The 12632-nt window shown below is 62.7% G+C and carries 14 protein-coding genes; 4 read left to right on the top strand and 10 right to left on the bottom strand.

The annotated features are described in order from the left end of the window. Nucleotides 1–143: 143 nt before the first annotated feature. The 5 genes from thrC to ACT531_RS09165 form a co-directional block, all read right to left on the bottom strand. A complete protein-coding gene (gene thrC / locus ACT531_RS09185) occupies nt 144–1574 on the bottom strand; it encodes a threonine synthase (RefSeq protein ID WP_015013257.1) in 1431 nt (476 codons plus the stop codon). A gap of 39 nt (nt 1575–1613) precedes the next feature. After that, the gene (locus ACT531_RS09180; protein ID WP_309825412.1) at nt 1614–1928 is read right to left on the bottom strand and encodes a response regulator; all 315 of its coding nucleotides are present in this window, start codon (nt 1926–1928) and stop codon (nt 1614–1616) included. Nucleotides 1929–1963: 35 nt separating this feature from the next. Then, nucleotides 1964–3298 (bottom strand): homoserine dehydrogenase, encoded by a 1335-nt coding sequence (locus ACT531_RS09175; protein ID WP_476017218.1) that lies wholly within the window; start codon nt 3296–3298, stop codon nt 1964–1966. 72 nt (nt 3299–3370) lie between these two features. After that, nucleotides 3371–4399, bottom strand: a complete 1029-nt coding sequence (locus ACT531_RS09170) for a DUF1176 domain-containing protein (RefSeq protein WP_476017217.1) — start codon at nt 4397–4399, stop codon at nt 3371–3373. A gap of 37 nt (nt 4400–4436) precedes the next feature. Beyond that, a complete protein-coding gene (locus ACT531_RS09165) occupies nt 4437–5684 on the bottom strand; it encodes a pyridoxal phosphate-dependent aminotransferase (protein WP_015013253.1) in 1248 nt (415 codons plus the stop codon). A 149-nt stretch (nt 5685–5833) separates the two neighbouring features. Here ACT531_RS09165 and ACT531_RS09160 point away from each other — a divergent pair, with 149 nt between their 5' ends. The 4 genes from ACT531_RS09160 to ACT531_RS09145 all read left to right on the top strand — a co-directional run bounded on the left by ACT531_RS09160 (nt 5834) and on the right by ACT531_RS09145 (nt 9304). Next, complete coding sequence (locus ACT531_RS09160) at nt 5834–6205, top strand: Mth938-like domain-containing protein (protein ID WP_476017216.1); 372 nt, start codon at nt 5834–5836, stop codon at nt 6203–6205. 224 nt (nt 6206–6429) lie between these two features. Then, complete coding sequence (locus tag ACT531_RS09155) at nt 6430–6915, top strand: peroxiredoxin (RefSeq protein WP_015013251.1); 486 nt, start codon at nt 6430–6432, stop codon at nt 6913–6915. A 240-nt stretch (nt 6916–7155) separates the two neighbouring features. After that, nucleotides 7156–8916 (top strand): PhoH family protein, encoded by a 1761-nt coding sequence (locus ACT531_RS09150; RefSeq protein ID WP_476017215.1) that lies wholly within the window; start codon nt 7156–7158, stop codon nt 8914–8916. A gap of 1 nt (nt 8917) precedes the next feature. Continuing rightward, nucleotides 8918–9304, top strand: a complete 387-nt coding sequence (locus ACT531_RS09145) for a hypothetical protein (RefSeq protein ID WP_476017214.1) — start codon at nt 8918–8920, stop codon at nt 9302–9304. Nucleotides 9305–9433: 129 nt separating this feature from the next. Here ACT531_RS09145 and dnaB read toward each other — a convergent pair whose 3' ends face one another. The 5 genes from dnaB to rpsF form a co-directional block, all read right to left on the bottom strand. Beyond that, nucleotides 9434–10846: a replicative DNA helicase gene (gene dnaB, locus ACT531_RS09140; RefSeq protein ID WP_056061481.1), complete on the bottom strand. Its 1413-nt coding sequence runs from the start codon at nt 10844–10846 to the stop codon at nt 9434–9436. A 167-nt stretch (nt 10847–11013) separates the two neighbouring features. After that, a complete protein-coding gene (gene rplI, locus ACT531_RS09135; RefSeq protein ID WP_015013247.1) occupies nt 11014–11466 on the bottom strand; it encodes a 50S ribosomal protein L9 in 453 nt (150 codons plus the stop codon). A gap of 12 nt (nt 11467–11478) precedes the next feature. Then, nucleotides 11479–11760, bottom strand: coding sequence for a 30S ribosomal protein S18 (gene rpsR / locus ACT531_RS09130; protein ID WP_005795932.1), 282 nt, complete (start codon nt 11758–11760; stop codon nt 11479–11481). A 17-nt stretch (nt 11761–11777) separates the two neighbouring features. Then, nucleotides 11778–12068: a primosomal replication protein N gene (gene priB / locus ACT531_RS09125; protein ID WP_056061479.1), complete on the bottom strand. Its 291-nt coding sequence runs from the start codon at nt 12066–12068 to the stop codon at nt 11778–11780. An 18-nt stretch (nt 12069–12086) separates the two neighbouring features. Continuing rightward, complete coding sequence (gene rpsF / locus ACT531_RS09120; protein WP_015013245.1) at nt 12087–12464, bottom strand: 30S ribosomal protein S6; 378 nt, start codon at nt 12462–12464, stop codon at nt 12087–12089. Nucleotides 12465–12632 lie beyond the last annotated feature (168 nt).

Below are 12632 nucleotides of genomic sequence, written 5' to 3'. Positions count from 1 at the left end.
AGCTATGCTATTTATAGCTTGCAGCGCATATCAGACTAGCGCTTGGGGCGATTTTGATCACAAACCCGGGCTATCCCGACCTGCAAAGCGCCTACTGGCACCTGCGGCCTGACTGCCCGGGCTGAGCCGTCACCCCGCCCGGCTCACGCGCAATGGCGCTCGATGTAGGCCTTGACCAAGTCCACATCGGCGGGCATCACCTGCACCCGCTTGGGCAGGTCTTCGATGCCGGCAAACTTGGCAGGCCGCTCGGGCGCATGGCCCAGGGCTTCGACGATGGTCTCGGCAAACTTGATGGGCAGCGCCGTCTCCAGCACGATCATCGGCACGTTCGGGTCCTGATGGTGCTCCAGGGCCACCTTCACCCCGTCGGCGGTGTGGGTGTCGATGGTCACTCCATGGCGCTGGTAGTTGTCGCGGATGGTGGCCAGGCGGTCAGCATGGGTGCTCTTGCCGCTTTCAAAGCCGTACTTGGCAGCGGCATCGGCAAAACACGGGTCCTGGCTCAGATCAAACCGACCGTCCTTGGACAGGGCATCGCCAAACAAAGCCTTGGTGCGCGCGCCGTCGCGGCCCAGCAGGTCGAACACAAAGCGCTCGAAGTTACTGGCCTTGCTGATGTCCATGGAGGGGCTGGACGTTTCGTGCGTATCCGCACTGCCACGCACGCGGTACACGCCGGTGCGGAAGAACTCGTCGAGCACATCGTTCTCGTTGGTGGCCACCACCAGCTTGGCAATGGGCAGGCCCATCATGCGCGCCACATGGCCTGCGCACACGTTGCCGAAGTTGCCGCTGGGCACCGTGAAGCTGACCTTCTGGTCGTTGGTCTCGGTGGCCTGGATGTAGCCCGCAAAGTAATACACCACCTGCGCCAGCAGGCGCGCCCAGTTGATGGAGTTGACCGTGCCGATCTTGTACTTGTGCTTGAAGGCGTGGTCGTTGGAGACGGCCTTGACGATGTCCTGGCAATCGTCGAACACGCCTTCGATGGCGATGTTGTGGATGTTCTCGTCCTGCAGGCTGAACATCTGCGCCTGCTGGAAGGCGCTCATGCGGCCGTGCGGGCTGGTCATGAACACACGCACGCCCGCCTTGCCACGCATGGCGTATTCGGCCGCGCTGCCGGTGTCGCCGCTGGTGGCGCCCAGGATGTTGAGCTGCTCGCCACGACGGCCCAGTTCGTACTCGAACAGGTTGCCCAGCAACTGCATGGCCATGTCCTTGAAGGCCAGTGTGGGGCCGTTGGACAGGGCTTCGAGCCACAGACTGTTTTCCAGGTGGCGCAGGGGCACGATCTCGCCCGTGCCGAACACTTCGGCGGTGTACGTCTTGGCGCACAGGGCCTTCAGGTCGGCAGCGGGGATGTCGTCGATGTAGAGCGACAGGATCTGGAACGCCAGCTCTGCATAGCCTTGCTCGTGGTAGGCCTTGCGCAAGCGCGTGAGCATGGCGTCATCCACCTGCGGGTAATGCTCGGGCAGGTACAGGCCACCATCGGGCGCCAGGCCTTCGAGGAGGATGTCGCAAAACTGCTTGCGGTCTGCATGGCCGCGGGTGCTGAGGTACTTCATGAGGGGTTGCCGTCGGTATCGGTGAATGGGGTGAACTGGCTAAAAGCTGATGCCGTACACACGGATGTCAATGTAGAGACGCGAGGCGATCAGCAGGAAGAACCCGCCGATCAGGATGAGCCAGTGCAGTGCCCGGTCCTGGCGGTTGTCGGTGCGCTCCAGCAGCACAAAGTAGAGCCACGCGGCCAGAAAGCTGCCCGCCCCGTTGAGGACGGCCTGCGTGCGCGGCATGGACCCGAACAGGGCCAGTGCGACCAGCAGGCCGAACCAGAACGCCAGATGCCAGCGCGGCAGATCGACATGCGCCATCTTGAGAAGCGCCGACAGCGTGAGGGCGGCAACCAGCGTGGGCATGGCGAGGCAGCATCATGGCGCGGCGTGGTCCATCATCAGTTGAGCTCTTCCTTGCGGATGCGCGTGATGGGCGCCAGCACGGTAGGCAGTGCCTGCATTTGTGCAATGACGGCATCCATCGTGCCTTCGCGGGTGTCGTGGGTCAGGATGATCAGGTCGGTCTGGGTCGAGCCCTCGCCGCCCACTTCGTCCGCCTCGCGCTGCAGCACGGCGTCAATGCTCACACCCGCTTCGGCCAGCAGGCCCGTGACCTTGGCCAGCACGCCGGCCTGGTCGGCCACGCGCAGGCGCAGGTAGTAGCTGGTGACCACTTCGCTCATCGGCAGCACGGGCAGCTGGTCCATGGCACCTTGCAGCGTGTTGGCCTGGAAGGCCAGGTGGGGCACGCGGTGTTCGGGGTCGGCCGTGTGCAGGCGGGCAATGTCCACCAGGTCGGCAATCACGGCGCTGGCGGTGGGCTCGGAGCCCGCGCCCTTCCCGTAGTACAGCGTAGTGCCCACGGCATCGCCCTGCACCACCACGGCGTTCATCGCGCCTTCCACGTTGGCGATCAGACGCTTGGAGGGCACGAGGCTCGGGTGCACGCGCAGCTCGATGCCCTTTTCGGCGCGCTTGGTGATGCCCAACAGCTTGATGCGGTAACCCAGCTGCTCGGCGTACTTGATGTCGGCAGCGGAGAGCTTGGTGATGCCTTCCACATAGGCCTTGTCGAACTGCACGGGGATGCCGAAGGCGATGGCCGACATGATGGTGGCCTTGTGCGCGGCGTCCACGCCTTCGATGTCGAAGGTCGGGTCGGCCTCGGCGTAGCCCAGGCGCTGGGCTTCCTTGAGCACCACATCAAAGTCCAGGCCCTTGCTGCGCATCTCGGACAGGATGAAGTTGGTAGTGCCGTTGATGATGCCGGCGATCCACTGGATGCGGTTGGCCGTGAGGCCTTCGCGCAGCGCCTTGATGATGGGGATGCCACCAGCCACAGCGGCCTCGAAGGCGACCATCACGCCCTTGGCCGATGCGGCCGCAAAAATCTCGGTGCCGTGCACGGCCAGCAGCGCCTTGTTGGCAGTGACCACATGCTTGCCCGCCGCGATGGCTTCGAGCACCAGGGCGCGGGCGATGCCGTAGCCGCCGATCAGTTCGATCACGATGTCGATGTCGGGGTTGGCGATGATGGAGCGGGCGTCGTTGACGACCTGGATGCCGTCACCCACCACGGCCTTGGCGCGCGCCACGTCCAGATCGGCCACCATGGTGATCTCGATGCCACGGCCAGCACGGCGGCTGATTTCGTCCTGGTTGCGTGCGAGCACGTTGAACACGCCGCTGCCGACGGTGCCGATGCCCAGAAGGCCTACTTGGATGGGTTTCATAGCAATGGGAAGAGAAAGAAAAACAATGATTCGGGAAGGATGTATGGGGCGCCGTGTCGAGCAGCAGATCCATCAACGGGTGACATAGGTCGGCAACTGCCAGGCGCCGCCCGCAAAACCGCGGCACATGCCATCGCCAGACTCGCTGCGCAGCACAAAACCCTGGCCGTCGAACTGCCACTCACGCACCCACCAGCAGTCGCCAATGCCACGGCCCTTCATCGCCGAATGCACCATGCCCGAGGCGGGATCGAAATCGCCGTCCACGTCCTGCAAGGGCTCTGGCTTGTAGGGCGGGCGGTCGTTGGCGACCCACAGCAGACTGCTGAAGTTGTAGGCCCCCATGCCGCAGGGCACGGACAACAGCACCTTGCGATCCGTAAGCCGGTAGACCTGCACGTTGGCGGGGTTGAACGCATCGTCGCCATTGCACTGGCCCTCAGTACTGGCGCGGTCCAGCGCAGCCACCAGCGGCTTGGCCAACGCGGCATCGCCCTTGCGCGCAGGCAGCGGGGTCACCGCCTTGATCACGGGAGCTGGCAAAGGGGGCAGCACGGAAGCCTCTGGCTTCGTGCCCTTGCGCACCAGGGCGCCCGGTGTGCCCACCCGGCCCTGGGCCTCGTCCATCTTGAGCAGAACTGCGGTAACACCCACCAGCGACAGTACCCAACGGTCCTTGCCAGCGGCCACCGTGGCCTCTTCATTCTTGAGCAGCTCCTGCAGCAGGCGGGGCACCTGGGCCGCAGGCACGCTGGGGGTGTCGCCCTTGAGCCCCGGCAACGAGAGTGCGCCCACCTTGAGGTGCAGCGACGCTGGAGAAGCCTTCTCGGTGGACACCTGCAGGTCCACCAGCACCGGTGTGTCAGGCCCTGCCTCGCGGGTCAGGCGCATGGAGACCGGCTCTGACTCTCCACTCTCCGACTGGTACCCCACGGCCCTGCAGGTTCGGGTGTTGTCGCATTGCAAGGCCCAGTCCTTGTGCTGGAAGCTCACGGGCTCCTTGCCCTTGTCGGCAGCGTGCACGGTACCGAGCAAACCCGCCGCCACCAGCACGCAGGCGGCAACATGCCGGGCTAGGTCAAGAGCGGATGGGCTGCGCATGGAGCGTATCGCCTTGTTGTCTGGGCAACGCGACGGATCAGGCCGCGACCGCTGCCGCAGTGGTCTGCTTGCGCTTTCGGTATTGCTCCAGGAAGCGCGCCACGCGGCCGATGGCATCGCGCAAGTCGTCTTCATGCGGCAGGAACACGATGCGGAAATGGTCGGGCGCGGGCCAGTTGAACCCCGTGCCCTGCACCAGCATGACCTTGGTTTCCTGCAGCAGCTCCAGGAAAAACTGTTGGTCGTCCTCGATGGGATACACCGCCGGATCTAGGCGCGGGAACATGTAAAGCGCGGCCTGCGGCTTCACGCAGGTCACACCGGGAATGGCCGTGATGAGCTCATAGGCCAGGTCACGCTGCTTACGCAGGCGGCCGCCTTCGCACACCAGTTCGTTGATGCTCTGGTAGCCCCCCAGCGCCGTCTGCACGGCCCACTGGCCGGGCACGTTGGCGCACAGGCGCATGTTCGAGAGCATGTTCAGGCCCTCGATGTAGTCCTTGGCAGGCTTCTTGTCACCCGACACCACCAGCCAGCCAGCGCGGTAACCGCAGGACCGGTAGCTCTTGGACAGCGAGTTGAAGGTGAGTGTGAGCACATCCTCGCTCAGCGAGCCAATGGCCGTGTGCTTGGCGCCGTCGTACAGCACCTTGTCATACACCTCGTCCGCAAAGATCACCAGGCCATGTTCGCGGGCGATGGCGACAATGCCCTTGAGCAGCTCGACCGAGTACAGGGCCCCCGTGGGGTTGTTGGGGTTGATGACTACGATGCCTTTGGTGCGCGGCGTGATCTTGGAGCGGATGTCGTCCAAGTCGGGCATCCATCCATTGGCTTCGTCGCACAGGTAGTGCACCGGGGTGCCGCCCGACAGGCTCGCCGCAGCCGTCCACAGCGGGTAATCCGGCGACGGCAGCAGCAATTCGTCGCCCGTATCCAGCAACGCATTGGTGGCCATCACGATCAGTTCGCTGGCGCCATTGCCCAGGTAGATGTCGTCCAGCGCCACGCCCTTGATACCCTGCTTCTGGGTCTCATGCATCACTGCCTTGCGGGCGGCGAATATGCCCTTGCTGTCCGAATAGCCCGCCGAGTTGGGCAGGTTGCGGATCATGTCCTGCTGGATTTCTTCGGGGGCATCAAAGCCGAACACGGCCAGATTGCCGATGTTGAGCTTGATGATCTTGTGCCCGTCTTCCTCCATCTGCTTGGCCGCGTCCATGATCGGGCCCCGGATGTCGTAGCAAACATTGGCGAGCTTGGCGGATTTTTGGACGGTTTTCATGCGCTGACAGTAGTGCGGTGGGGTCAGGAGGCCGCCGGAGCCGGCGCCCTCAGGCGAAACCTATAATTTGACCACAGAACCGTTGCCTTCCCCTGGCGCCGGGCGCCGCTGCCACACCCCGCAGCACCTGAGGCCCACCACTTCCTGCCATGAAATTCCAGCCCGACCGCTCCAACGCTCAGACCATCAGCGGCTACGGCCCCGGCTGGATCGGCATCGATGCCGACAAGATCACCCACAGCGTCATCATCGGGTCGGCAGGCCTGCGCCAGCCCTGGCCCTGCTCCCGCTTTGAGAATCTGACCCCGGAGCATTTCGCCCAGTTGGCCGGGCTGGAAACCGAACTGGTCATTTTTGGCAGCGGGCTGCGCAATCGTTTTCCCCCGCCCGCATGGTTGGCTCCCCTGATCGCGCGGCGACTCGGGCTGGAGACCATGGACACCCAGGCAGCCTGCCGCACCTACAACATCCTGGCGAGCGAAGGACGCAACGTGGTCGCAGCCCTGATTCTGGAAGTCTGAACGGGCGCTCACGGCCTGCCTCAAAGTCTGGCGCACCGGGAATGCCACTTATGCACGGCCGTGCCAAAGTGCCCGCCGCCCCACGCAGGACACACTGTCTTACATTTGGCTGGGAACCGATTTCAGGGTAAAATCACCGGTTGCGGTCGGGGGCACCACCAAGAGCAATAACACACCCACTCCCCCGGCTTACCAACGACTACATCCTGAGAGATTGAAGTGATATGGCGATCGTTGTCAACAAACCCCTCCCTGAATTTGAAGCCAACGCAACCGGTGGTATTAAGGTCTCCAACACCTCCCACCTTGGCCAAATTCTGGTTCTCTACTTCTATCCCAAGGACAACACGCCGGGCTGCACCACGGAGGCCATGCAGTTTCGCGACAAGTACAAGGATTTCGTGAAAGCTGGCGCAGCCGTGTTCGGTGTCTCGCGCGACAACATGAAGTCGCACGACGACTTCAAGGAAAAGCTGGAACTGCCGTTCGAGCTGATTGCCGACACCGAAGAAAAGATGTGCCACATGTTTGGTGTGGTCAAGAACAAGATCATGTACGGCAAGAAGGTCAAGGGCATCGAGCGCAGCACCTTCCTGATCGGCCCCGATGGCCTGCTGGTGCAAGAGTGGCGCGGCCTCAAGGTACCAGGCCACGTGGACGAAGTCCTCAAGACCGTCAAATCACTCAAAGCCCTGAAAAAGGCCGCCTGAGCGGACCACCTGATCGCATCAGCGCTGCGGCGACCGTTGCAATCCACCAAAAGGCACTGGAGCATCCACGCGACACACCGCCCGGTTTGCCCTGGCAAGACACATGGAGTGGGCATAATGGATCAATGCCCCTGGTTCTTGCACCGTTAGCACCCATCCAAAAAGCCGCCTTGGCCTCCAGGCGGCTTTTTGCTTTCTGACCCCATCCGTTACCCCTTTACCGACCGAGGCCCTGCCACCATGCCCCTGCCCCCCGCCCCCAGCCGGCGCGCTGCACTCCTCGCGCCAGAAGCCTTTGAAGTCACGGCCCGCCCCCGCGTAGCCACCACCTCGGCCAACGAAGCCGTTGCCATGCCTCAGCGCGCCGCTGCAGCCCCAGCCCGCGCGGGACGCAAGGCAGACAGTGTGGCCTCGTCGCTGGCAGCGCCTGACACCGCTCCACTGCTACAGATCGAGACCCGAACCCGTATAGCCGCCCCCTCTGCCGCTCCCGTGGCTCGCAGCACTGGCACGCGCAAGGCGCGCGGTACCGCCACTCCTGCTGCCGTCACCGCCAGCCCCGCGCCAGCCACCGCAACCACCGCACGCAGCCGCAAGTCCGCATCGCACGGCCCGAGCAAGCTCTTCGTGCTGGACACCAATGTGCTCCTGCATGATCCGACCAGCCTGTTCCGCTTTGAAGAGCACGACATCTTCCTGCCGATGATCGTGCTGGAAGAATTGGACGGCCACAAGAAGGGCATGACCGAAGTCGCGCGCAACGGCCGCCAAGCCAGCCGCACCCTGGATGCGCTGGCGGCCGCCCAGGGCGCCGACATGGCCAAGGGCCTCAAGCTCGACTCCACCGGCCAGCGCGCCGCGGGCGGCCACCTGTTCTTCCAGACCGTACCGCTGGATTACAGCCTGCCCACCAGCCTGCCCCCCGGCAAGGCCGACAACCAGATCCTGGGCGTGGTCGAAGCCCTGCGCAAGCTGCACGCCCCGCGCGAGGTGGTACTGGTATCCAAGGACATCAACATGCGCGTCAAGGCGCGCGCCCTGGGCCTGAACGCCGAGGACTACCAGAACGACAAGACGCTGGAAGATGGCGACCTGCTGTACGCCGGCGTGCTGGCCCTGCCCCCAGACTTCTGGGCCAAGAGCGGCAAGAACGTGGAAAGCTGGCAGAGCGGCGCCCACACCTACTACCGCATCGGCGGGCCCATCGTGCCGCAGCTGATGATCAACCAGTTTGTGTACTTCGAGGCCCCCGGCGAGCCCAGCCTGTTTGCGCGCGTGAGCGAGATCCGTGAAAAGACTGCGGTGCTGCAGACGCTCAAGGACTATGGCTCCACCAAGAATGCTGTGTGGGGCGTGACCACGCGCAACCGCGAGCAGAACTACGCCATGAATCTGCTCATGGACCCCGAGATCGACTTCGTGACCCTGACCGGCACTGCAGGCACCGGCAAGACCCTGCTGGCCCTGGCCGCGGGCCTCACTCAGGTGTTGGACGACCGCCGCTACACCGAGATCATCATGACCCGCGCCACCGTGAGCGTGGGAGAAGACATCGGCTTCCTGCCCGGCACCGAAGAAGAGAAGATGGGCCCCTGGATGGGCGCACTGGATGACAACCTGGAGTTTTTGGCCAAGGGCGATGGCGGCAACGCAGGCGAGTGGGGCCGCGCGGCCACCAACGAGCTGATCCGCAGCCGCATCAAGATCAAGAGCATGAACTTCATGCGCGGGCGCACCTTCCTGAACAAGTACGTGATCATCGACGAAGCGCAGAACCTGACGCCCAAGCAGATGAAGACACTGATCACCCGCGCAGGCCCCGGCACCAAGATCATCTGCATGGGCAACCTGGCGCAGATCGATACACCGTACCTGACCGAAGGCTCCTCCGGCCTGACGTATGCGGTGGACCGCTTCAAGGGCTGGCCACACAGCGGGCACATCACCCTGGCGCGAGGCGAACGCTCACGCCTGGCGGACTTCGCCAGCGAGGTGCTCTGAGTTGGCGGCAAGCTGGGTTGCAGCACTGAAGCTGGTGCCCTGGGGCGACGTCATCGAGGCGACGCCCCAGATCCTGCAGGCGGCCAAGAAGCTGCTGGGCACCACCCAAAAAGGGAATGCCGAAGCGGCGACGGCTGCACTCGATGGTGCCGTTGGCGAGCCCGCCATTCCGGTGGCCTTGCAGCTTCAGCATCTGCGTGACCGCGTGGCGCAATTGGAGCGGGAGCAGCAAGAGTCCGCCATTCTGATCCAGTCCCTGGCCGAACAGCATGCCCAGGTGGTGCAGGCGGTGGAAGTGCTGCGCCGACGCCAACAATGGCTCACCGTGGCGGTGAGCATGCTGGCAGTGGCATGCGCAGGTTTGCTGGTGTGGGTACTAACTCAATAGTGCAATAGCGATACCGCGCATGCCGGGAGCCTGGAACCACGGGCACTGTACGGCATTGCGCCAGAACTTGTTCGCTATAAATTCAATAGCTGCCAGCGCATATAAAACCGGCGCTAGCAGCTATTTTTATTAGAAATCGTCGCCGGAACCCATCGCCAGGTTCTCAAAGCGCGTCTGGTTCTTCTGGAAGAACAGCTTTACGGTTCCGGTGGGGCCGTTCCGCTGTTTGCCGATGATGACCTCGGCCACATTGGGCTCCTTGGAGTCCTTGTTGTAGTAGTCGTCGCGGTAGATGAACATGATGATGTCCGCGTCCTGCTCGATGGCGCCCGATTCGCGCAGGTCGGACATCATGGGGCGCTTGTCGGTACGCTGCTCCACCGAGCGGTTGAGCTGAGACAGCGCGATCACCGGGCACTGCAGCTCCTTGGCCAGCATCTTGAGGCCCCGGGAAATTTCCCCAAGCTCCGTCGCCCGGTTGTCCGATCCCGACGAACCCGAGCCGCTCATGAGCTGCAAGTAGTCCACCACGATCAGGCCCAGCTTGCCGCACTGGCGCGCCAGACGGCGCGCGTTGGCACGCAGCTCGCTGGGCGTGAGGCCCGGGGTTTCGTCGATGTGCAGCGACACCGTGCGCAGCTTTTCGATGGCTTCGGTCAGGCGCGGCCATTCATCGTCGGTGAGCTTGCCGGTGCGCAGGTTGCCCTGGTTCACCCGGCCGATCGAGCCCACAATACGCACCGCCAATTGAGCTGCGCCCATTTCCATCGAGAAGATGGCGACCGGCAAGCCCTCGTTGAGCGCCACGTGCTCAGCGATGTTCACCGCGAACGAGGTTTTGCCCATGGACGGGCGTGCTGCCAGCACCACCATGTCGCCCGCCTGCAAGCCACTGGTCATGCGGTCCAGGTCGGCAAAGCCGGTGGGGACGCCCGTGACGTCCACAGGGTTGTCAGCCATCTCCTGCACGCGGTCGAGCAGGTCAATCACCAGCGTGTCGAGCGACTGGAAGCCCTGCTTGGTGCGCGAACCCTCTTCGCCAATGGCAAAGATCTTGGCCTCGGCTTCGTCCAGGATGCGTTCCACCGTTTTACCCTGGGGGTTGAACGCGTTGGTCGAAATTTCGTCGCTGGCCGTGACCAGCTTGCGCAGGATGGCGCGTTCGCGAACGATTTCGGCATAGCGCCGAATATTGCTGGCACTGGGTACGTATTGCGCCAGATTGTTCAGATAGGCCAGCCCGCCCATCTCCTGCGCCTTGCCCTGGTTCTGCAGATGCTCGAACACCGTGATCACGTCGGCTGGCTTGCTGGCATTGATCAGCGCGCCAATGGCCGTATAGATCATCTGGTGTTCATGGCGGTAGAAATGGCTCTCCACCAGTAAGTCGCCCACACGGTCCCAGGCGTTGTTGTCCAGCAGCAGCCCCCCCAACACGCTGGACTCCGCCTCGATGGAGTGCGGCGGCACACGCAACTGGGCAATTTCACGGTCCGGCACGGGCGTGAATCCATCATCAAGGGGTGGGAAAACGGCAGACATGGAATCCTCGGAGTCAACCCGGCATGCTATCGCCCACGCGGCGTGTCGTCATCGCACAAGTCTGTGGATAAGGCGGGGGTAACCCGTGGGCAACCGTGTACAAACTACGGTCACACAAAGACAAAAGCCGCCCAAGGGCGGCTTTTTTGAGAGGTCCTGACGGACGATCAGGCGGTTTCGCCGTAGACCGACACGTTGACTTCCACGACCACGTCGGTGTGCAGAGCAACGCTCACAGCGCTGTCGCTCACGACCTTGATCGGGCCGTTGGGCAGGCGGATTTGCGACTTGGCAACCTTATAGCCTTGCTTGTTCAGCTCTTCGGCAATGTCATGGTTGGTCACGGAACCAAACAGACGGCCATCCACGCCAGCCTTTTGTGTCAGCTTGACAGTGGTACCGGCCAGCTTTTCACCTTGGGCCTGGGCTTCTGCCAGCTTGGCAGCAGCGGCCTTTTCGAGTTCAGCGCGCTTGGCTTCGAACTCTGCCTTGGCGGCTTCCGTGGCGCGACGTGCGCGGCCGGCGGGAATCAGAAAGTTGCGGGCATAGCCGTCTTTGACCTTGACGATTTCACCGAGGTTGCCGAGGTTCACAACCTTGTCGAGCAGGATGATTTGCATGGGTTGTGCTCCTTAGATCTTGTGCTGGTCGCTGTAAGGCACCAGGGCCAGGAAGCGTGCGCGCTTGATGGCAGTGTTCAGCTGACGCTGGAAGATGGCGCGCGTGCCGGTCAGGCGTGCGGGGATGATCTTGCCGTTTTCGGCGATGAAATCGCGCAGCGTATCGACATCCTTGTAGTCGATTTCTTCAACACCGGTCACCGTGAAGCGGCAAAAGCGCTTGCGCTTGAACAGCAGGGACTGGGTGTTGCGCTTTGGGCGCTTGTCTTTGTTGAACTTCTTGAACGTGGCCATTGCGGACCCCTTGAAAATTAATTTTGTTGAATATCCTGGATGTGCAGCACTGCAGTCTTGCCATTGCGCGGTGTGGCCAGAAATCCATGAAAAGTCCAGAGACTTCCGATGTTTTGCCTTGCCAGTCGCTCAGCCATCGCTCCAAAGGCGGTGGCTTTCATGGCGGCCTTGACTTCGCGGGGATGGCCTGCCTCAGTTTGCTGGGACTCGTGTTCGAGGCGCAGCGTGAGGGCAGGCAGTCCGGCGGGCGTGTACCGCAAGGGCTCAGCCTCTGCGATACAGGCGGTCAAGACGACGCGGTTCTCCACTCCAAAGAGAGAAGAGGATCAGCGCTCGCCGGCCGCTGCGTATTCAGCTTGGCTGGCCTTGCGGGCTTCTTCGCGCTCGACGGTCTTCATCATGGAAGAAGGACCGGTTTCAGCCTTCTTCTTTTGCACGGTCAGGTGGCGCAGCACGGCGTCGTTGAACTTGAAGGCGTGCTCCAATTCAGCCATCACAGCCTGGTCGGCTTCGATGTTTACGCACAGGTAGTGGGCCTTGGCAAGCTTGTTGATCAGGTACGCCAGTTGACGACGGCCCCAATCTTCCACGCGGTGCACCTTGCCACCGCCAGCGGTGATCATGCCCTTGTAGCGCTCCAGCATGGCTGGAACTTGTTCGCTTTGATCCGGATGGATCAACAAAATGATTTCGTAATGACGCATGCAGACTCCTTTTGGGTGAGACCACCCACCGCGTCTAGAAGTGGTGTGGCAAGGGAAAGCCTGCGATTATAACCCGACCGCTTGCGCTTGTACACTCAGTACACCCGCTACAGCATCGTCCACACCCCATTTGTCCAGCCATGGAAGGTGCGGCCCTTGCAAAAACGG

It is taken from the genome of Acidovorax sp. DMC1, from assembly GCF_056314325.1.
This window is presented reverse-complemented; position numbering and strand designations above follow the sequence as displayed.